This is a genomic window from Burkholderia sp. F1, assembly GCF_050813845.1.
In the GTDB taxonomy this organism is placed as follows: domain Bacteria; phylum Pseudomonadota; class Gammaproteobacteria; order Burkholderiales; family Burkholderiaceae; genus Burkholderia; species Burkholderia ubonensis.
In genome coordinates this window covers 133,431-153,890 of the sequence record NZ_CP172421.1, presented here as the reverse complement: position 1 = coordinate 153,890, position 20,460 = coordinate 133,431, and the positions used below count along the sequence as shown (strand labels likewise).

Below are 20,460 nucleotides of genomic sequence, written 5' to 3'. Positions count from 1 at the left end.
TCGACCGGAGTGATGTCAGATGCCGCGCAACCGGCGCGCGCCTTCGATCAGCGTCGCGTCGTCCTTCGAAAAGCTGAGCCGGATCACGCCGGCGTCGGTGCCGTCGGTATAGAACGCCGACAGCGGAATCGTCGCGACGCGCGCGTCGCGGATCAGGCGCAGCACGAAATCGCTGTCGCGCTCGTCGGAGAAATGCCGGAACCGCGCGAGCATGAAGAACGAGCCTTCGCTCGGCAGCAGCTCGAAGCGCGATTCGGCCAGCTCGCGCGCGAGCAGGTCGCGCTTCGCCTGGTAGAACGCCGACAGGCCGAGATAGCTGTCGGGCTGCGCGAGGACCTCGGCGAACGCGATCTGCATCGGCGTGTCGGCCGAGAACACCATGAACTGGTGCACCTTGCGGATCTCGTCCATCAGCTCGGCCGGCGCAAGACAGTAGCCGACCCGCCAGCCGGTCACGTGGAACGACTTGCCGAACGACGACACGATCACGCTGCGCTCGGCCAGCTCGCGATGCCGCGCCATGCTCTGGTGCAGCGCGCCGTCGAACACGACGTGCTCGTAGACCTCGTCGGACAGGACCACGATGTCGGTGCCGCGCGTGAGCTGCGCGAGACGCGCGACATCGGCTTCGGAAAACACCGTCGCGGTCGGGTTGTGCGGCGTGTTGACGATGATCATCCGCGTGCGCGGCGTGATCGCCGCGGCCACCTCGTCCCAGTCGACGCGGAAGTACTCGGGCGACAGCTTGACCGCGACCGGCGTCGCGCCCTGCATCCGCACGATCGGCGCGTAGCTGTCGAACGACGGCTCGAAGTAGATCACCTCGTCGCCCGGATGCACGAGCGCGCTGATCGTCGCGTACAGCCCCTCGCTCGCGCTCGCGATCACCGTGATCTCGGTGGCCGGGTCGTAGTGCGTGCCGTAGAGCGCCTCGGTCTTGTCGGCGAGCCGCTCGCGCAGCCGCGCGACGCCGGCCATCGGCGCGTACTGGTTGTGCCCGTCGCGCATCGCACGCGCGACGCCTTCGACGAGCGCCGGATCGGGCGCGAAATTCGGCGCGCCCTGCGACAGGTTCAGCGCATCGTGCTGCGCGGCGAGCTGGCCGATCACGGTGAAGATCGTCGTCCCGACGTCGGGCAGCTTCGAACGGGGCGCGGTGGCGCTTCTCATGACTCCTCCTGGTTGTAGCGCTGGCGGACGCGGCGGGCGCGTCCGGATCGTGCAACCGATTTAGCCGCAGCCAATATCGCGCGGCAATCGAAAGATAGTCATGACAGCCATGCATTCAGCTCATGGGCTGCTTCACACTAGAGGTATTCCTGCGAGGATTGACGGCGCCCGTCATGCACCGGGCGCATTTCGCGTTGCAGGCGCGCGGCCGTCAGCGGCGCTGGCCGCGCGCTGCCTCCGGCACGGCGGCGAGATAGGCCTGCAGCGCCGCGTGCAGTTCGTCGCGCAGCGCGGCGGCGCCGGGCGCCGGCCCGCGCGTCAGCAGCGACTGCGACACCCAGCCGTAGCAGAGCGAATGTGCGAGCCGCGCGACTTCGCCGAGCCGTTCGGCCGGCGGCGGATCGGCCGCGTGCGCCAGCGCGTCGCGCCACAGTTCGACGTAGCCGTCGTAATGACGCCGGTACGCGGCGAGCGGCGACACCTGCCGCTCGAGCGCGAACAGCGCGCTCCACAACCCGGCGTCCGCGTTCACGACGTCGACCTGCAGCGCGACGAACGCGGCGGCGACCTCCGCGCGCGGCCGGCCGCGCAACGCCTGCGCCGCGGCGCGCAGCTGGTCGGCCATCGCCTGCACGCGCCGGTGGATGCACAGCGCCGCGAGGCTCTGCTTGTCGGCGAAATACTCGTAGAAGGTGCCGACGCTCACGCCCGCCACCGCCGCGATCTCGCGAATCGTCGCCTTCGCGTAGCCGCGCTCGAGCAAAAGCTGAACGAACGCCTGCTGCAGCGCGTCGGAGCTCGCCCGCGCGCGCGGCTGGCGCGGCCGGCGGCGCAGCGCGGGCCGGGGTTGCGCCGCCGGCGGGCCGGGCGGCGCCGGAACCTGAACATGTCGCGGCGGCATATTTGCTACTCTGGAATCAGGACAGGACGAAGCCCCGGATGAGGAGACACATCGATGACAGGCCCGACGCACGCAGTCTCGAACCAGTTCGACGAACTCGTCGACTATAACCTCTTCACGACCGACGCCGCGCTGCGCGAGGCGCTCGCGCGCGCCGGCGCCGACTGGGCCGCGCCCCAGCTCGACGCCTACGGCGCGCGGCTCGGCAGCGCCGACACCGCACAGCTCGCCGACGACGCGAACCGCCATTCGCCGGAACTGAACGCGTTCGACCGGCGCGGCCGGCGCATCGACCGCGTCGACTTCCATCCGGCCTGGCACGCGCTGCTCGGCCTGTATCGCGACGAAGGCTTCGTGTCGCTCGCATTCCGCGACACGCGGCCCGGCCGCTGGGCGGCGAGCGCGGCCGGCTTCTACCTGCACGGCCAGATCGAGGCCGGCACGCTGTGCCCGGCGACCATGACGCAGGCCGCGATCCCCGTGCTGCAGAAAGAGCCCGTGCTGTGGGAGATGCTGCGCGACAAGCTCTACAGCGACGTCTACGACCCGCGCGACGTGCCGGTCGCGGACAAGCGCTCGATCTGGATCGGCATGGGCATGACCGAGAAACAGGGCGGCTCCGACGTGCGCGCGAACACGACGCTCGCGACGCCGGTCGGCGCGGGCGGCCGCGGCGGCGAATACCGGCTGCGCGGCCACAAGTGGTTCTTCTCCGCGCCGATGTGCGACGCGCACCTCGTCGTCGCGCGCACCGACGCCGGCGGCCCGTCGTGCTTCTACGTGCCGCGCTGGCGGCCCGACGGCACGAAGAACGCGGTCGAGATCCAGCGCCTGAAGAACAAGGTCGGCAACCGCAGCAACTCGAGCAGCGAGATCGAGCTGGACGACGCGTGGGGCATCATGCTCGGCGACGAAGGCCGCGGCATCCCGACCATCATCGAGATGGCGACCTACACGCGCCTGAGCTGCGTGCTCGGCAGCGCGGCGATGCTGCGCCAGGGCGTCGTGCAGGCGATCGCGTACACGCGGCAGCGTCATGCGTTCGGCCGCGCGCTCGCCGAGCAGCCGCTGATGCGCACCGTGCTCGCCGATCTCGCGCTCGAAAGCGAGGCCGCGCTCGCGCTGGCGATGCGGCTCGCCGCCGCGTTCGAACGCGACGACACGCCGGGCGAGCGCGCGTGGAAGCGGATCGTCACGCCCGCCGCGAAGTTCTGGGTCTGCAAGCGCGCGGTCGAGCTGACCGGCGAAGTGATGGAAGTGTTCGGCGGCAACGGCTACGTCGACGACGGCCCGATCGCGCGGCTGTTCCGCGAAGCGCCCGTCAACTCGATCTGGGAAGGCTCCGGCAACGTGATGTGCCTCGACGTGCTGCGCGCGGTGTCGCGCGAGCCGGACGCCGCCGCCGCGCTGCTCGACGAGTTGCGCGAACTGGGCGGCGACGAGCCGCGCATCCGCGCCGCGCTCGACGCGCTGCGCGCGATGCTCGTCGCGCCGCCCGATACGCTCGAAGCATCCGGCCGCCTGTTCGCGCAGCGTCTCGTGCTCGCCGCGCAGGCATGCCTGCTGCGGCGCGACGCGCCGGCGGCGGTGGCCGACGCGTTCGTCGCGACGCGGCTCGCCGAGCCGGCGTGGGGCCGCATCGCGGGCGGCTTCGATCCGCTCGGCGTCGACGTCGCCGCGCTGCTGCAGCGCGCGTATCCCGCGTGATGGCCGCGCCGCGGACTGGCTCCGGAGAACCCGATGAACCTCGTCGCCGCCCTCGACCGCGCCGCCCGCGCCACGCCGACCAAACCGCTCCTGCGCCACGACGGCGCGACGATCACGTACGAACAAGCGCGCGACCGCTCGCACCGCGCGGCGGCCGTGCTGAGCGCGCTCGGCGTCGCGGCGGGCGACCGCGTGGCGGCAATGTGCTTCAACACGCCCGCGTTCGTCGACCTGCTGTTCGGCGCGTGGCGGCTCGGCGCGGCGTTCGTGCCCGTCAATCACAAGCTGCAGGCGGCCGAAATCGACTACGTGCTCGCGCATAGCGGCAGCAAGGTGATCCTGTTCGACGCGTCCGTCGCGCCCGTGCTCGAACGCGTCGCGCACCCCGCGCAGCGCATCGTGACGGAAGGCGCGCCGGCCGGCCTGCCGTGCTTCGACACGATGCTCGCGGCAGCGGACGGCGTCGCCGGCATCGAGCCCGCCGACGGCGATCTCGCGCAGATCCTCTACACGTCCGGCACGACCGGCCGCCCGAAGGGCTGCATGCACAGCCATCGCACGGTGACGCTCGCGGCGATGCAGGCCGCGCTCGCGCTGTCGATCACGCGCGACGAGCGCACGCTGATGGCGATGCCGATCTGGCATTCGTCGCCGCTCAACAACTGGTTCGGCGGCACGCTGATGGCGGGCGGCACCGTCGTGCTGCTGCGCGAGTACCATCCGCTGCGCTTCCTGCAAACGGTCGAGCGCGAGCGCGTGACGCTCTATTTCGGCGCGCCGGTGTCGTACACGCTGCCGCTCGACCTGGTCGAAGGCTTCGCCGCGTTCGACCTGACGAGCGTGCGCGCATGGATCTACGGCGGCGGGCCGATCGGCGCCGCGCAGGCCGAGCGGCTCGCGCACGCGTACCGGGGCGGCGCATTCTTCCAGGTGTACGGCATGACCGAGACGGGACCTGCCGGCACCTCGCTGTATCCGGACGAGCAGGTCGCGAAGGCCGGCTCGATCGGCCGCCACGGCGGCCCCGGCGTCGACCTGCGCGTCGTGCGCACGGACGGCGCCGACGCGCAGCCCGGGGAGACCGGCGAGATCTGGCTGAAGACCGACAGCATGATGCTCGGCTATCTCGACGATCCGGCCGCGACGCGCGCCGCGTTCGCGCCGGACGGCTGGTATCGCACCGGCGACGTCGCGCGAATCGATCAGGATGGCTACCTGTTCCTCGTCGACCGGCTGAAGGACATGATCGTCACGGGCGGCGAGAACGTCTATTCGAAGGAAGTGGAGGACGTGCTGGGCGCGCATCCGGACGTGATCGACGCGGCTGTCGTCGGCATCCCGCATCCGGAATGGGGCGAGACGGTGGTCGCGCACGTCGTCGTGCGCGCCGGCGCGGCGCGCGACGCGGACACGCTGCGCGCGTTCTGCGCGGAACGGCTCGCCGCGTACAAGGTGCCGCGCGAGGTCGTGTTCGCGGATGCGCTGCCGCGCACGCCGACGGGCAAGCTGCAGAAGTTCCTACTGCGCCGGCGGGACGGTTGAACGCGAGCTGTCAAGCCGAAAAAAAAGCCACCGGACCTTGCGGCCCGGTGGCTTTCGATGTGCCGCACGGGCGGCAGCCGCCGCCCGCCGACGTGATGCTTACTTGCCGCCGATGCTCTTCAGCGGCTTCCACTCGCCCTTCTCGACCTTGTACATCGTGATGCCGCCGTTCTTCAGGTCGCCCTTCGCGTCGTACGCGAGGTGGGTCGACGTGACGCCGGCCATGTCGGTCTTCGCGAGCAGCGGCAGGTACTTCGCCGGATCGGTCGAGTTCGCCTTCTTCATCGCGTTGAACAGCGCCATCGCGCCGTCGTACGAATACGGCGAATAGGTCTGCACGTCCTCGCCGAAGCGCTTCTTGTACTTGTCGGCGTACGACTTGCCGCCAGGCATCTCGTCGAGCGGCAGGCCCGCGAGCGAAGCGATCGTGCCGTCGGCCGCGTCACCCGCGATCTTCAGGAACGTCGGCGTCTTCACCATTTCGCCGCCCATCAGCGGCGCCTTGAAGCCCAGCGCCTTCATCTGCTTGACCATCGGCGCCGCCTGCGAATCCGCGCCGCCGTAGTAGACGATATCCGGCTGCGCCGACTTCAGCTTCGTCAGGATCGCCTTGAAGTCGACAGCCTTGTCGTTCGTGAATTCGCGCATCACGATCGTCGCGCCGGCGGCCTTCGCCGCCTTCTCGAACTGGTCGGCGAGACCCTGGCCGTAAGCGGTGCGGTCGTCGACGATCGCGATCTTCTTCAGGCCGAGATCCTTCGCGACGAACGTGCCGGCCACCGAGCCCTGCTGCGTGTCGGACGTCATCATGCGGAAGGTCGTCTTGTAGCCCTGCTGCGTGTATTCCGGCGCGGTCGCCATCGCGATCTGCGGAATGCCCGCGTTCGCGTAGATGCGCGATGCCGGGATCGTCGTGCCCGAGTTGAAGTGGCCGAGCATGCCCTTGATGCCGTCGTCGACGAGCTTCTGCGCGACCGTCGTGCCCGTGCGCGGGTCAGCCTGGTCGTCCTGCGTGTCGAGCACGAACTTCACCGGCTTGCCGCCGATCATCGGCTTGGTCGCGTTGAAGTCCTCGATCGCGAGCACGATGCCGTTCTGCATATCCTTGCCGTAATGCGCCTGCGCACCCGTCATCGGCCCTGCGTAGCCGACCTTCACGTCATCCGCATGCGCAGTCCCCGCCAGCGACATGACCGCAACGAACGTCGCGCCTGCCAGCTTTTTCATCGTGTGTTGCATAGCTTCTCCTAGGTACCAGGTATAAATGGAGCGGCTTCGGGATCGCCTTGCCGCTTCCTTTTCTTGATCCGAACGGCAAGGATGTTCAGCCGATCGTCATCAAATTCGCATTGCCGCCCGCCGCCGCGGTGTTCACGCTGACCGAGCGCTCCGTCAGCAGGCGCTCGAGCGCGTAGTCTTCCGCGTCGCCGTTCTCGAACGCGCCCGCCGACACGCCCTGCACCGACACGATCGGGCCCGGCCGCTGCGCGACTTCCTTCACCAGCGTCTGCAGTTCGTCGCTGTCGCCTTCGAACAGCACCGCGTCGAACGCCGCATCGGCCTGCTTGCGCACGCCCGCATGCGCCTTCAGCGCCGCCGGCAGCGCGGCGAAGAGCGCCTCGCCCGCCGCGCCCGCAAACAGCGCGCGGTTGCCGGTCGCCAGCACCGCCGCGAACTGCGCGCGCGCGCCGCTCGGCGTCGCCGCGACGCACAGCACCGTGCCGCGCGGCCCGAGTGTATACGTGTTGCGCTCGCCCGTCGGGCCCGCCAGCACCGCGGTCGCGCCCGCCGGCACCTGCGCGAGGTAGCCGTCGCAACGCGCCGCCAGCGTCGGCTCGCGCTGCTCGATCAGCCAGTCGCGCAGCGCCGTCAGCGCCGCCGCCGGATGGTCATGCTTCTCGCCTTCGGCAACCTCGTCCGCGACCAGCATGTCCGCGAGCGAGCGCGGCAGGCCGGACGGACGCGTCGCGAGCAGGCGCTGCAGGTACAGCGCGCCGCCCGCCTTCGGGCCCGTGCCCGACAGCCCTTCGCCGCCGAACGGCTGCACGCCGACCACCGCGCCGATCACGTTGCGGTTCACGTAGATGTTGCCGACGTGCGCGCGCTCGATCACGTGCGCGATCGTCTCATCGATCCGCGTGTGGATGCCGAGCGTCAGCCCATAGCCGGTCGCGCGGATCTGCTCGAGCAGCTTGTCCAGCGCGCTGCGGCGATACCGCACGACGTGCAGCACCGGGCCGAACACCTCGCGCTTCAGCTCGTCGACGCTGCCGATCTCGATCAGCGTCGGCGGCACGAACGTGCCGTACGCGCACGCTTCCGGCATCGACAGCTGCGTGACCCCGTGACCCTTGTCCTTCATCGCCGCGACGTGCGTGTCGATCGTCTGCTTCGCGTCACCGTCGATCACCGGGCCGACGTCGGTCGACAGGCGGTCCGGGTTGCCGAGCGCGAGCTCCTGCATCGCGCCTTTCAGCATCGTCAGCGTGCGGTCCGCGACATCGTCCTGCAAACACAGAACGCGCAGCGCCGAACACCGTTGACCGGCGGAATCGAACGACGACTGCATCACGTCCGCGACGACCTGCTCGGCGAGCGCCGACGAATCGACGATCATCGCATTCTGGCCGCCCGTCTCGGCGATCAGCGGGATCGGCTTGCCGTCCGGATCGAGGCGCGCCGACAGCGTCTTGTTGATCAGGCGCGCGACTTCCGTCGAGCCCGTGAACATCACCGCGCGGGTGCGCGCGTCGGCGACGAGCGCCGCACCGACCGTCTCGCCGGTGCCCGGCAGCAGTTGCACCGCGCCGGCCGGCACGCCGGCCTCGCGCAGGATGCGCACCGCTTGCGCGGCGATCAGCGGCGTCTGTTCGGCCGGCTTCGCGAGCACCGTGTTGCCGGCCGCGAGCGCTGCCGCCACCTGGCCCATGAAGATCGCGAGCGGGAAGTTCCACGGGCTGATGCAGACCACGGGGCCGAGCGGACGGTGCGTGTCGTTCGAGAATTCGTCGCGGATCTGCGCGGCGTAGTAGCGCAGGAAATCGACCGCTTCACGGATTTCCGCGATCGCGTTCGGCAGCGACTTGCCCGCTTCGCGCACGATCAGGCCCATCAGCGTGTGCATCTGTGCTTCGAGCAGGTCGGCCGCGCGTGCCAGGCAGTCGGCGCGCGCGTCGACCGGGGTCGCCTGCCAGATCGGCGCGGCGGCCACCGCATGCGCGAGCGCGGCGCTCACGTGCTCGGCGGTCGCTTCGCTGACCGCGCCGACGACGTCGCGCTGGTCGGCCGGGTTGCGCACGTCGCGGGCCGGCGCGTCGGCGACCGCGTCGTCGGCGAGCAGCGGCGCGGCGCGCCACGGATGGTGCGCGCTCGCGAGCAGCGCGGACGACAGCGACGCGAGGCGGTGCTCGTTCGACAGGTCGAGGCCCATCGAATTCGAGCGCTCGTCGCCGTACAGGTTGCGCGGCAGCGGGATCTTCGCGTGCGGCGCGCCGAGCGGCACGACCTTCAGCGCCTCCTCGACCGGATCGGCGACCAGCTCCTTCACGGACACGGTCTTGTCGGCGATGCGGTTCACGAACGACGTGTTCGCGCCGTTCTCCAGCAGGCGGCGCACCAGGTACGCGAGCAGCGTCTCGTGCGTGCCGACCGGCGCGTACACGCGGCACGGGCGGTTCAGCTTGTCGCGGCCGGTGACTTCCTCGTACAGCGGCTCGCCCATCCCGTGCAGGCACTGGAATTCGTACTGGCCCGGGTAGTAGTTCTGGCCCGCGAGCTGGTAGATCGCCGCGAGCGTGTACGCGTTGTGCGTCGCGAACTGCGGATAGACCGCGTCCGGCGCCGCGAGCAGCTTCTTCGCGCACGCGAGGTACGACACGTCGGTGTAGATCTTGCGCGTGTAGACCGGATAGCCTTCGAGGCCGTCGACCTGCGCGCGCTTGATCTCGGTATCCCAGTACGCGCCCTTCACGAGGCGGATCATCAGGCGGTGACGGCTGCGGCGCGCGAGATCGATCAGGTAGTCGATCACGAACGGGCAGCGCTTCTGGTAGCCCTGCACGACGAAGCCGATGCCGTTCCAGCCGGCCAGCTCCGGATCGAAGCACAGCGCCTCGAGCAGGTCGAGCGACAGCTCGAGACGGTCCGCTTCCTCCGCGTCGATGTTCAGGCCGATGTCGTAGCGGCGTGCGAGCAGCGCGAGCGCGCGCACGCGCGGCAGCAGCTCGACCATCGTGCGCTCCTGCTGCGAGCGCGAGTAGCGCGCATGCAGCGCCGACAGCTTGATCGAGATGCCGGGGCCCTCGTAGATGCCGCGGCCGCCGGCCGCCTTGCCGATCGCGTGGATCGCCTGCTCGTACGACGCGTAGTAGCGCTGCGCGTCCTCTTCGGTCGTCGCCGCTTCGCCGAGCATGTCGTACGAGTAGCGGAAGCCGCGCGCTTCATACTTGCGGCTGTTCGCGAGCGCTTCGGAGATCGTCTCGCCGGTCACGAACTGCTCGCCCATCAGGCGCATCGCCATGTCGACGCCCTTGCGGATCAGCGGCTCGCCGCCCTTGCCGATCAGGCGCGTGAGCGCCGACGACAGGCCCGCTTCGCTGTTCGTCGTGACGAGCTTGCCGGTGATCATCAGCCCCCAGGTCGCCGCGTTGACGAACAGCGACGGCGCGTGGCCGACGTGCGAGCGCCAGTCGCCCTTGCTGATCTTGTCGCGGATCAGCGCGTCGCGGGTCGCGCGGTCGGGGATGCGCAGCAGCGCTTCCGCGAGACACATCAGCGCGACGCCTTCCTGGCTCGACAGCGAGAATTCATGGATCAGCCCTTCGACGCCGCCGCCCGAGCTCTTCTCGCGCAGCGCCTCGACGAGCCGCGTCGCGAGCGCCTGCACGTCCGCCTGCAGGTTCGCGGGCAGCCGCGCCTGGCCGACCAGGAATGGCACGCATTCCGGCTCGGGGCGGCGGTACGCGGCGGTGATCGCCGCGCGCAGCACCGATTGCGGCTGCACGTTCTGCGCGAACTCGAGGAACGGGTGCGGCGAGTTGTCGTCGTCGCCGTCGCCGGCCTGGCTGTCGGCCAGCTCGGTGACGCCGCTGTGGCCGGACAGCTCCGGCGGCAGCTGGCCGTGCTCGATGCGTTCGAGATACGCGAAGATCGCCTGCTTGATCAGCCAGTGGGGAGTGCGTTCGAGCCGCGTCGCCGCGTCTTTCAGGCGCGAGCGGAGCAGATCGTCGACTTTGACGCCAAGGGTGGTGCTTGCCATGATGGGTTCGTGCGCCGGACGAAAGCCGGCCAGTGACGTGAGAGGATGCGCGAAATCCTACGGCACACAATAAAAAGGTGCAACCAAATTGCAAGCGGGGTTGCACCTAAAACTTATCCAATATAATCAGTAGCTTATGTCATCGCAACCTAGGGGTTGCCCGTGCCGCGAGGATCGGTATTTTCCCTGATCCGCGGCGTGCGGACACGCGCGGGCCACGCGAGCCGTCTGCCGCGCGCATGAAAGGCCGGTTGCGCCGGCCCGTCAGACATCCAGCGGATCGACCTCGACGCTCCACCTCAGCACGCCCTTCAGCGCGCGCAGCTCGAATTGCCACGCGCGCAGCGTGTGCTGCAGCGCCGCCCGCGACGCGCTTTCGAGCAGCAGCTGCGCGCGATGCACGTTCGCGACCTTGACGATCGTCATCGGCACCGCGTCGTAGACGGTCACGCGGTCCGCGCCGGGCAGCCCCGGCAGTGCCGCCGCGGCCCGCTGCAGGAATTCGAGCGCCGCGTCGAGCGTGCGCCCTTCGGCGCGCAGCAGCGCCTGGTAGACGAACGGCGGCAGATGCGCGTCGCGGCGCTCGCCGAGCGTCGAATTCGCGAAGCCGATGTAATCGTGCCGCGCGAGCGCGTGGTACAGCGCGTGGCGCGGATAGCGCGTCTGCACGAGCACCTCGCCCGGCAGCCCGGCGCGGCCCGCGCGGCCGCTCACCTGCATCAGCTGCGCGAACAGCCGCTCGCTCGCGCGGAAGTCGTGCGAGAACAGCGCGGTATCGGCGTTGAGCACGCCGACGAGCGACACGCGCTGGAAATCGTGCCCTTTCGCGATCATCTGCGTGCCGACCAGGATGTCGATCTCGCCCGCATGCACGTCCGAGAACAGCGCCTGCGCGCTGCCCTTGCGGCGCGTGCTGTCCGCGTCGATCCGCAGAATGCGCGCGCCGGGCACCGCCTCGACGAGCGCTTCCTCGACGCGCTGCGTGCCGCGGCCGAGCGGCGCGATGTCGACGTTGCCGCATTCGGGGCACGAACGCGGAATGCGCGCCTCCCAGCCGCAGTGGTGGCAGCGCAGCGCATGCTCGGGCTTGTGCAGCACGACGTACGCGCTGCAGCGCGGGCAGCCGGCCACCCAGCCGCACGCGTCGCACGCGAGCTGGGGCGCGTAGCCGCGCCGGTTCAGGAACACGAGGCTCTGCTCGCCGCGTTCGAGCCGCGCCTTCAGCGCCGCGACGAGCGGCCCGGACAGCCCGCCCATCGACGCACGCCCGCGCCGCCGCTCCTCTTCGAGGTCGATCAGCCGCACGCTCGGCAGCACCGCGTCGGCAACCGCGCGCCGCGACAGCGTGAGCAACGCGTACCGCCCCTGCTCGGCCTGCCACCAGCTTTCGAGCGACGGCGTCGCGGAGCCGAGCACGACCGGGATGCCGAGCTGCTTCGCGCGCCAGACCGCGAGGTCGCGCGCCGAATAGCGCAGCCCTTCCTGCTGCTTGTATGCCGGCTCGTGCTCCTCGTCGACGACGATCAAAGCGAGCGCCGGCAGCGACGCGAGCACCGCGAGGCGCGTGCCGAGCACGATCCGCGCGCGGCCCGTGTGCGCGGCCAGCCAGTTGCGCGCGCGTTCGCCTTCGGCGAGGCCGCTGTGCAGCGTGACGATCGCGTCGGACGCGAGCGTGCCGGCAAAGCGCGCGCGAAACGCCGCCTCGAACTGCGGCGTCAGGTTGATTTCGGGGACGAGCACGAGCGCCTGCGCGTCGGGCCGCGCGTCCAGCAGCGATGCGAGCGCATGCAGGTAGACCTCGGTCTTGCCGCTGCCCGTCACGCCGTGCAGCAGGAACGGCGCGAACCCCTGCGCGGCGCGGATCGCGTCGAGCGCCTCGGCCTGCTGATCGGTCAGCGGCGGCGGCACGGTTCGTCCAGCGCTCTGTCCACCGCTTGTCGACAGGTTGTCCACAGGCTTGGGCACAGGGTTATCCGCCCAGCCGATCTCGTCGACGTCGACCCAGCCCTGTGCGGCCCAGTCGTCGAGCGTCGCGGCCGCCTTCGGATGCAGCGCGCGGGCGTCGGGCAGGCTCAGCGAGTCGGCGTCGGCGAGCGCCTCGGCCAGCCGCCGCAGCGCCGCGGCGCGCGCGGGCAACGCATCCGGCAGCGCGGCGCGGCCGGCGTCCGTCAGCCGATAGCGGATCTCCGGCGCCAGCAGCCGGCCCCAGCGTCCGGCATCGCGCAGCGCCTGCGGCAGCGCCGGCAGCGCGACCTCGCCGCGGCCGCGCTGGTAGTAGTCGGCGGCGAACGCGACGAGCGCGAGCCAGTCGGCGGACAGCGGCGGCAGGTCCGCGCAGATCGCGTCGACCGCGCGCAGCCGCGACGGCGGCACGTCAGTGTGAGTCGTCACTTCGCAGACGAGCCCGACCGCCTGCCGCTTGCCGAACGGCACCTGCACGAGCGTGCCGGGCCCGGGCGCCGGCTGTGCGTTGCAGCGGTAATCGAACAGGGTCGCAAGCGGATGGTCGAGCGCCACCCGCAGGTAGGTGCCGTCGGTCACGGGCCTCCCGTGCGCGTGCGAGCGATCCAGGTTCCGCCCCTCAATACGGGGGCGGCGGCGGCAAACTTAAAGTAAAACTTCAGATTCGGCGCTAAGTTTTGGATTCGCATTAGGAATCGCCGTATACCCTGACCGGCCTGTGGATAACTTTGTTGAGAACTTGTCACGCATCACGCGGAAAGCGTGTCGGGCCGAGCCTGCCGCTGCTTTTTCCGGTTCGGAACCGGGGCCCGCGAAGCCTTATTCCATAAGGCTGCTATTCAAATTCTCAGACCATAGCGGGGCAAATTGACCGATACGGGGCTCTACCGCGCTGCAACGTGGAAAATGTGTATAAGTCAAGTCTTGACAAGCTGCCGATCACCCGCCCGGGCGGGGTTGCGTCCTGTTTAGCTCAGGACGCGAAACACTGCCGCTCCGCACCGCAGCACGCCCGCGCTTGCAATCAGCACGCGGCTCCGCTACGGATCGCGCGGCTGTGGTTGTGCACCTCGTCGACCAGTTCGGCGACGTGCTCGGGCGGCGTGAACTGCGAGATGCCGTGCCCGAGGTTGAACACGTGGCCCGGATGGTTGCCGTAGCTGTCGAGCACCGCGCGCGCCTGCTCGCGGATCGCGGCCGGCGGCGCAAACAGGATCGTCGGATCGAGGTTGCCCTGCAGCGCGACGCGCCCCGCGACGCGCTCGCGCGCGGCGCCGACGTTGACCGTCCAGTCGAGCCCGACCGCGTCGACGCCCGTCGCCGCGATTTCCTCGAGCCACAGCCCGCCGCCCTTCGTGAACGTGATCACCGGCACGCGCTCACCGTCGTGCTCGCGCTTGAGCTGCGACACGACGCGCCGGATGTAGTCGAGCGAGAAGCGCTGGTACGCGCCGTCGGCGAGCGCGCCGCCCCACGTGTCGAAAATCATCACGGCCTGCGCGCCCGCTTCGATCTGCGCGTTCAGGTACGCGGCGACCGCCTGCGCGTTGACGTCGAGGATCCGGTGCATCAGGTCCGGCCGGGAATACGCCATCGACTTCACGGTGCGGAAGTCGTCCGAGCCGCCGCCTTCGACCATGTAGCACGCGAGCGTCCACGGGCTGCCCGAGAAGCCGATCAGCGGCACCCGCTGGCGGCCCTGGCCGTCGGTGAGCGCGCGGCGGATCTCGCGCACCGCGTCCGTCACGTAGCCGAGCGTCGCGCCGATGTCCGGCACCGCGAGCTTCGCGACGTCCGCCTCGGTGCGCACCGGATGCGCGAACTTCGGCCCTTCGCCGACCTGGAAGTCGAGGCCGAGGCCCATCGCGTCCGGAATCGTCAGGATGTCCGAGAACAGGATCGCGGCGTCGAGCGGGAAGCGCTCGAGCGGCTGCAGCGTCACTTCGGTCGCGTAGTCGGGATTCTTCGCGAGTCCGAGGAAGCTGCCTGCGCGCGCGCGCGTCGCGTTGTATTCGGGCAGGTAGCGGCCGGCCTGGCGCATCAGCCAGATCGGCGTGTAGTCGGTCGGCTCGCGCAGGAGCGCACGCAGGAAGGTGTCGTTGAGCAGGGTATGAGCCACGGTGGAGGCGACGATGCGGAAGAGGCAAAAGCGCATTTTACCGGACCGGGGCCATCCCGCCGTGTACGCGGCGCCGATGGCGGCCATATGACGCGCGCGATGGCTCCGTTATGATCGGACACCCATATCGAAACGAACGAAGGAGGAGACCCGATGAAGCAGCTCGCCAAGATTGCCGCCGTCGCCGCGCTGGCATGCGCCGCCGCGGCCGCGCACGCGCAGACGGCCCCGGGCGGCAGCGGCGCGGCAGGCGCCAGCTCGCGGCTCGACGACGTGCTCGCGCGCGGCACGCTGCGCATCTGCACGACGGGCGACTACAAGCCGTATTCGTATTACCGCGCCGACGGCCGGTTCGAAGGCATCGACATCGACATGGCCGACGCGCTCGCGAAATCGCTCGGCGTGAAGGCCGACTACGTGAAGACGAGCTGGCCGAACCTGACCGCGGATTTCGTGGCGAAGTGCGACATCGCCGTCGGCGGCGTATCGACGACGCTCGAGCGCCAGAAGCGCGCGTTCTTCACGCAGCCGTACATGACCGACGGCAAGACCCCGATCGCGCGCTGCGCGGACGCCGACAAATACCAGACCGTCGCGCAGATCGACCGTCCCGAGACCCGCGTGATCGTGAATCCCGGCGGCACCAACGAGCGTTTTGCGAAGCAGCATTTCACGCACGCGAACGTCACGGTCTACCCGGACAACGTGACGATCTTCAAGCAGATCCTCGCCGGCAAGGCGGACGTGATGGTGACCGACGCGTCCGAGACGCTGCTGCAGCAAAAACTGAATCCGGGCCTGTGCTCGGTGCATCCGGACCAGCCGTTCCAGTTCGGCGAGAAGGCGTACATGGTGCCGCGCGGCGACGTCGTGTTCCAGCAGTACGTCGATCAATGGCTGCACCTGTCGCTCGCGAACGGCGAGTTCCGGGCGATCTCGGACAAGTGGCTGAAGTGACGCAGGCCGGCGCGGCACCGGCCGCCCGTCAATTCACTCCGAGCCGCCGATGCTCGATCAGCACGCAGCGATCCATCACGACGTCGAGGCCCGCCGCGCGCGCCCGTGCGGCCGCGGCCCCGTCGATCACGCCGAGTTGCAGCCACAGTGACTGCGCGCCGATCGCGATTGCGTCGTCGGCAACCGCCGATACCTCCGATGACTTGCGGAACACGTCGACCATCCCGATCGCGATGCCGTCGCGCGCGAGCGCGGCCGCGGCGGCAGGCAGCGACGCGTAGCAGCGCTCGCCGAGCACATGCCGGCCGTCGAGCGCCGGATTGACCGGCACGATCCGGTAGCCCGCCTGCTGCATGGTTTCTGCGACGCCGTGGCTCGGGCGGTGAGGTTTATCCGAAAGGCCGACTACCGCGATCACCCGATCACGTTTCAAAATCTTTCTGATGATTGAATCGTCAGACATCGAATCCTCTGCGCGTTGCACTTTTTCGCGTGCATTTGTGGACTTCGCCGAGCCTATCACGCATGAAAAACGCATCACGCGCACGCGATGAAAACACTTTCGAAAATATTGGTAAAAATGACCTCCATAGCGCCCCTTAAAACAGCAAAAAATCCCGGGAAGCCTTATCCGGCGGGCGTTACAACCTGAAACACTTTGTTACCGCGAGGGCACATCAATTCGCCCACAATGCCTTTCAACGGTTTCAACACGGATGCGGTCTCGTGTGCCAAGTGTGAGCGGACGCAAAGCACTGCGAGCCCGTCGGTTATATGCCGAAGCCCTTCCGGGGGGCATCCTTGTTGGAGTCGTTTCCGGTCCTAGGACCGGACGCGTTCCATCTTTGGTCTCCTCGCGCTAACCCCGTAGCGTGTGGTTTTTAGCGGGCTAATAAGCCCGCTTTTTTTCGTCCATCGAAAACGCAACGGCCCGCAGGCCGCCGCGCTTTTCCTCCGCCGAGCCGCTCGAGCCGCATCATGCGGTCTTCTGCACGTCGAGCTTCAGCTCGTCGATCATGCGCTGGCGCATCACGAACTTCTGCACCTTCCCCGTCACCGTCATCGGCAGTTCGTCGACGAAGCGGATGTAGCGCGGAATCTTGTAGTGCGCGATCTGCCCCTGGCAGAACGCGCGCACGTCATCCTCGGTCAGCTGCTCGCCCGCGCGCGGCACGATCCACGCGCACACTTCCTCGCCGTACTTCGCGTCGGGCACGCCGAACACCTGCGCGCTCTGGATCTTCGGATGACGAAACAGGAATTCCTCGATCTCGCGCGGATAGATGTTCTCGCCGCCGCGGATCAGCATGTCCTTCAGCCGGCCGACGATGTTGCAGTAGCCGTCCGCGTCGAGCGTCGCGAGATCGCCGGTGTGCATCCAGCCGTCGATCAGCACGTCGCGCGTCTTCTCGTCGTCGTCCCAGTAGCCGCGCATCACCGAGTAGCCCTTCGTGCACAGCTCGCCCGTCGCGCCGACCGGCACGATGCCGCCGCTCGGATCGACGATCTTCACTTCCAGATGCGGCTGGATGCGGCCGACGGTCGTCGTGCGCATCTCGAGCGGGTCGTCCGTCGAGCTCTGGAACGACACGGGGCTCGTCTCCGTCATCCCGTACGCGATCGTGATCTCCGACAGGTGCATCTGCGACACGACGCGCTTCATCGTCTCGATCGGGCACGGCGAACCGGCCATGATGCCCGTGCGCAGCGTCGACAGCTCATACTTCGCGAAGTCCGGATGATCGAGCTCCGCGATGAACATCGTCGGCACGCCGTGCAGCGCGGTGCAGCGTTCGTCGGACACCGCGGCGAGCGTCGCGGCCGGGTCGAACGCCTCGCCGGGGAACACCATCGCGGCGCCGGTCGACACGCACGCGAGCACGGCCAGCACCATCCCGAAGCAGTGATAGAGCGGCACCGGAATGCACAGCGCATCCTGCTCGCTGAAGCGCATCGCCTGCGCGATCGAGCGCGCGTTGTTGACGACGTTGCGGTGCGAGAGCGTCGCGCCCTTCGGGCTGCCGGTCGTGCCGCTCGTGAACTGGATATTGATCGGATCGACCGACGCGAGCGTTGCGCCGAGCGCGTCGAGCGCGGCCCGGTCGAGCGTGGCGCGGCCGCGCGCCATCACGTCGGCGAAGCGGAACATGCCGGCGGGCGCGACCTCGCCCATCGACACGACCGTGCGCAGGCTCGGCACGCGCACCGCGTGCAGGTCGCCCGGCGCGCAGCGCGCGAGTTCCGGCGCGATCGCCTGCAGCATGTCGACATAGCCGGACGACTTGAAGCGCTCGGCGGCGATCACCGCCTTGCAGCCGACCTTGTTCAGCGCGTATTCGAGTTCCGCGAGCCGATAGGCGGGATTGAGGTTGACGAGGATCGCGCCGATGCGCGCGGTCGCGAACTGGGTCAGCAGCCATTCGCTGCGGTTCGGCGACCAGATGCCGACGCGCTCGCCCCTCGCGATGCCGAGCACGGCGAGGCCCGTGGCCAGCACGTCGACCTCGTCGGCGAATTCGCGCCAGCTCCAGCGCACGTGCTGCTCGCGGAACACCACGGCCGGACGGTCGGGAAAGCGTTCGGCGGTATCCCGCAGGAACTGCCCGATCGTCGCTTCGGAAAGCGGCACGTCGGTCGTGCCGCGCACGTACGACAATCCGTTCTCGGGCGCAATCAGCGCCCGCACGCCAGGGTCTGCAGCCATGAATGTCTCCGTCTCTTTTGTCAGTCTGATGCAGCGGACGATAGCGCGCTCCGCTGACGACACTCTGACATCGATTCTCGGCTATCGGGCGAAATAGCACGCTCGGACGAAACCCTGACGAAACCGGGGCGAAAAAAAAAGCAGCCCGGAGGCTGCTTTCTTTCGCATGACGCATGAAGCGCGGCTCAGTGACGGCTGCGGATCTTCGCCAGACGCTGGATCGCTTCGAGCTGCGCCATCGCGGTCGCCAGCTCGGACTGCGCCTTCGCGAGGTCGATGTCCGACTTCGCGTTCTGCAGCGTTTCCTCGGCGCGCTTGCGCGCTTCCTCGGCCTTCGCCGAGTCGAGATCCTTGCCGCGAATCGCGGTGTCGGCGAGCACCGTCACGGCGCCCGGCTGCACTTCGAGAATGCCGCCCGCGACGAACACGAATTCGTCGTTGCCGCTTTCGGTTTCGATGCGCACCGCACCCGGACGAATCCGCGTGATCAGCGGCGTGTGACCCGGCAGGATGCCCAGCTCACCCGCTTCGCCCGGCAGCGCGACGAACTTCGCCTCGCCCGAGAAGATCTGCTCTTCCGCGCTGACGACGTCTACTTTGATGGTTGCCATATCGACTCCTGGTTGAGCGTGTTGCGGTCGGCGCGACCGGCCATGAAGCAAATCGACAACAGCGATTCGCTACACTGCGGCCGGATCGCGCCAGCGTGCTACCACTCAGACCTTTACTGGATCTTCTTGGCCTTCTCGAAGGCTTCGTCGATCGTGCCGACCATGTAGAACGCCTGTTCCGGCAGGTGATCGCACTCGCCGTCGACGATCATCTTGAAGCCGCGGATCGTTTCCTTCAGCGGCACGTACTTGCCCGGCGAGCCCGTGAACACTTCAGCGACGTGGAACGGCTGCGACAGGAAACGCTGGATCTTACGTGCGCGCGCGACCGACAGCTTGTCTTCCGGCGACAGTTCGTCCATGCCCAGAATCGCGATGATGTCGCGCAGTTCCTTGTAGCGCTGCAGCGTCTGCTGAACGCGACGGGTGATCGAGTAGTGCTCTTCACCGATCACGTTCGGGTCGATCTGGCGCGACGTCGAGTCGAGCGGGTCGACCGCCGGGTAGATACCCAGCGAAGCGATGTCACGCGACAGAACGACGGTTGCGTCCAGGTGGCCGAAGGTGGTTGCCGGCGACGGGTCGGTCAAGTCATCCGCAGGGACGTACACGGCCTGGACCGACGTAATCGAGCCCTTCTTGGTCGACGTGATGCGCTCTTGCAGCTTGCCCATTTCTTCAGCCAGCGTCGGCTGATAGCCCACTGCCGACGGCATACGGCCGAGCAGTGCCGACACTTCGGTACCGGCCAGCGTGAAACGGTAGATGTTGTCGACGAAGAACAGCACGTCGAGGCCTTCGTCACGGAAGTGCTCGGCCATCGTCAGGCCGGTCAGCGCGACGCGCAGACGGTTGCCCGGCGGCTCGTTCATCTGGCCGTACACCAGCGCGACCTTGTCGAGAACGTTCGAGTCCTTCATTTCGTGGTAGAAGTCGTTCCCTTCACGGGTACGCTCGCCCACGCCCGCGAACACGGAGTAACCGCCGTGCTCCTTCGCGATGTTGTTGATGAGCTCCATCATGTTGACGGTCTTGCCCACGCCCGCACCGCCGAACAGACCGACCTTGCCGCCCTTTGCGAACGGGCAGATCAGGTCGATGACCTTGATGCCCGTTTCGAGCAGTTCGGTCGACGGCGACAGTTCGTCGAACGCCGGCGCCTTCTGGTGGATCGAGCGGGTGTGCTCGCTCACGATCGGGCCAGCCTCGTCGATCGGACGGCCGAGCACGTCCATGATCCGGCCGAGGGTCGGCTTGCCGACCGGCACCGAGATCGGCTTGCTCGTGTTCTTCACCGTCAGACCGCGGCGCAGGCCGTCGGATGCACCCAGACAGATGGTGCGGACCACGCCGTCGCCCAGCTGCTGCTGGACTTCGAGCGTCAGTTCCGAGCCTTCCAGAATGAGCGCGTCGTAGATCTTCGGCATGCTTTCGCGCGGGAATTCCACGTCGATAACGGCGCCGATGCACTGTACGATCTTGCCTTCTACCAAAGCAGCAGTACTCATCGCTTTTCCTTTAAATACCTGA

The 20,460-nt window shown here is 68.4% G+C and carries 13 protein-coding genes; 3 read left to right on the top strand and 10 right to left on the bottom strand.

All coding sequences use genetic code 11. From position 1 onward, the window contains the following. Positions 1–15 precede the first annotated feature (15 nt). Together ACFIMZ_RS00665 and ACFIMZ_RS00660 are read right to left on the bottom strand one after the other, a co-directional pair. Positions 16–1,170, bottom strand: coding sequence for a pyridoxal phosphate-dependent aminotransferase (locus ACFIMZ_RS00665; RefSeq protein ID WP_431820967.1), 1,155 nt, complete (start codon positions 1,168–1,170; stop codon positions 16–18). Between the two features lie 211 nt (positions 1,171–1,381). After that, the gene (locus tag ACFIMZ_RS00660) at positions 1,382–2,071 is read right to left on the bottom strand and encodes a TetR/AcrR family transcriptional regulator (protein ID WP_431820966.1); all 690 of its coding nucleotides are present in this window, start codon (positions 2,069–2,071) and stop codon (positions 1,382–1,384) included. A gap of 54 nt (positions 2,072–2,125) precedes the next feature. Between ACFIMZ_RS00660 and ACFIMZ_RS00655 the strand changes: the two genes are divergently transcribed. Continuing rightward, complete coding sequence (locus tag ACFIMZ_RS00655) at positions 2,126–3,778, top strand: acyl-CoA dehydrogenase family protein (protein ID WP_431820965.1); 1,653 nt, start codon at positions 2,126–2,128, stop codon at positions 3,776–3,778. 33 nt (positions 3,779–3,811) lie between these two features. Beyond that, positions 3,812–5,320, top strand: coding sequence for a class I adenylate-forming enzyme family protein (locus ACFIMZ_RS00650; protein ID WP_431820964.1), 1,509 nt, complete (start codon positions 3,812–3,814; stop codon positions 5,318–5,320). 99 nt (positions 5,321–5,419) lie between these two features. Here ACFIMZ_RS00650 and ACFIMZ_RS00645 read toward each other — a convergent pair whose 3' ends face one another. The 4 genes from ACFIMZ_RS00645 to hemE all read right to left on the bottom strand — a co-directional run bounded on the left by ACFIMZ_RS00645 (position 5,420) and on the right by hemE (position 14,658). Continuing rightward, positions 5,420–6,559 carry a branched-chain amino acid ABC transporter substrate-binding protein gene (locus tag ACFIMZ_RS00645; protein WP_431820963.1) on the bottom strand — a complete coding sequence of 380 codons (1,140 nt, stop codon included), beginning with the start codon at positions 6,557–6,559 and terminating at the stop codon, positions 5,420–5,422. A gap of 85 nt (positions 6,560–6,644) precedes the next feature. Continuing rightward, positions 6,645–10,577, bottom strand: coding sequence for a trifunctional transcriptional regulator/proline dehydrogenase/L-glutamate gamma-semialdehyde dehydrogenase (putA, locus tag ACFIMZ_RS00640; protein ID WP_431820962.1), 3,933 nt, complete (start codon positions 10,575–10,577; stop codon positions 6,645–6,647). A gap of 264 nt (positions 10,578–10,841) precedes the next feature. Further along, on the bottom strand, positions 10,842–13,118 hold the full coding sequence (locus ACFIMZ_RS00635; RefSeq protein ID WP_431820961.1) for a primosomal protein N': 2,277 nt from the start codon (positions 13,116–13,118) through the stop codon (positions 10,842–10,844). A 445-nt stretch (positions 13,119–13,563) separates the two neighbouring features. Beyond that, entirely contained in the window at positions 13,564–14,658 is a 1,095-nt protein-coding gene (gene hemE, locus ACFIMZ_RS00630) for a uroporphyrinogen decarboxylase (protein WP_088507063.1), read from the bottom strand. Between the two features lie 153 nt (positions 14,659–14,811). Between hemE and ACFIMZ_RS00625 the strand changes: the two genes are divergently transcribed. Further along, positions 14,812–15,615, top strand: a complete 804-nt coding sequence (locus tag ACFIMZ_RS00625) for a transporter substrate-binding domain-containing protein (protein ID WP_431820960.1) — start codon at positions 14,812–14,814, stop codon at positions 15,613–15,615. 28 nt (positions 15,616–15,643) lie between these two features. Here ACFIMZ_RS00625 and ACFIMZ_RS00620 read toward each other — a convergent pair whose 3' ends face one another. The 4 genes from ACFIMZ_RS00620 to atpD all read right to left on the bottom strand — a co-directional run bounded on the left by ACFIMZ_RS00620 (position 15,644) and on the right by atpD (position 20,438). Continuing rightward, a complete protein-coding gene (locus ACFIMZ_RS00620) occupies positions 15,644–16,153 on the bottom strand; it encodes a CoA-binding protein (protein ID WP_431822531.1) in 510 nt (169 codons plus the stop codon). Positions 16,154–16,591: 438 nt separating this feature from the next. Further along, on the bottom strand, positions 16,592–18,319 hold the full coding sequence (locus ACFIMZ_RS00615) for an AMP-binding protein (RefSeq protein WP_431820959.1): 1,728 nt from the start codon (positions 18,317–18,319) through the stop codon (positions 16,592–16,594). Positions 18,320–18,504: 185 nt separating this feature from the next. Then, positions 18,505–18,930 (bottom strand): F0F1 ATP synthase subunit epsilon, encoded by a 426-nt coding sequence (locus tag ACFIMZ_RS00610; RefSeq protein WP_076481924.1) that lies wholly within the window; start codon positions 18,928–18,930, stop codon positions 18,505–18,507. A 113-nt stretch (positions 18,931–19,043) separates the two neighbouring features. Next, positions 19,044–20,438, bottom strand: a complete 1,395-nt coding sequence (gene atpD / locus ACFIMZ_RS00605; protein ID WP_076481926.1) for a F0F1 ATP synthase subunit beta — start codon at positions 20,436–20,438, stop codon at positions 19,044–19,046. Positions 20,439–20,460 lie beyond the last annotated feature (22 nt).

Bases quoted from the DNA above. Each gene is read 5' to 3' on its own strand.
- ACFIMZ_RS00665 (WP_431820967.1), bottom strand. From the start codon at position 1,170: ATGAGAAGCGCCACCGCGCCCCGTTCGAAGCTGCCCGACGTCGGGACG.
- ACFIMZ_RS00660 (WP_431820966.1), bottom strand. From the start codon at position 2,071: ATGCCGCCGCGACATGTTCAGGTTCCGGCGCCGCCCGGCCCGCCGGCG.
- ACFIMZ_RS00655 (WP_431820965.1), top strand. From the start codon at position 2,126: ATGACAGGCCCGACGCACGCAGTCTCGAACCAGTTCGACGAACTCGTC.
- ACFIMZ_RS00650 (WP_431820964.1), top strand. From the start codon at position 3,812: ATGAACCTCGTCGCCGCCCTCGACCGCGCCGCCCGCGCCACGCCGACC.
- ACFIMZ_RS00645 (WP_431820963.1), bottom strand. From the start codon at position 6,559: ATGCAACACACGATGAAAAAGCTGGCAGGCGCGACGTTCGTTGCGGTC.
- putA (WP_431820962.1), bottom strand. From the start codon at position 10,577: ATGGCAAGCACCACCCTTGGCGTCAAAGTCGACGATCTGCTCCGCTCG.
- ACFIMZ_RS00625 (WP_431820960.1), top strand. From the start codon at position 14,812: ATGAAGCAGCTCGCCAAGATTGCCGCCGTCGCCGCGCTGGCATGCGCC.
- ACFIMZ_RS00620 (WP_431822531.1), bottom strand. From the start codon at position 16,153: ATGCGTTTTTCATGCGTGATAGGCTCGGCGAAGTCCACAAATGCACGC.
- ACFIMZ_RS00615 (WP_431820959.1), bottom strand. From the start codon at position 18,319: ATGGCTGCAGACCCTGGCGTGCGGGCGCTGATTGCGCCCGAGAACGGA.
- ACFIMZ_RS00610 (WP_076481924.1), bottom strand. From the start codon at position 18,930: ATGGCAACCATCAAAGTAGACGTCGTCAGCGCGGAAGAGCAGATCTTC.
- atpD (WP_076481926.1), bottom strand. From the start codon at position 20,438: ATGAGTACTGCTGCTTTGGTAGAAGGCAAGATCGTACAGTGCATCGGC.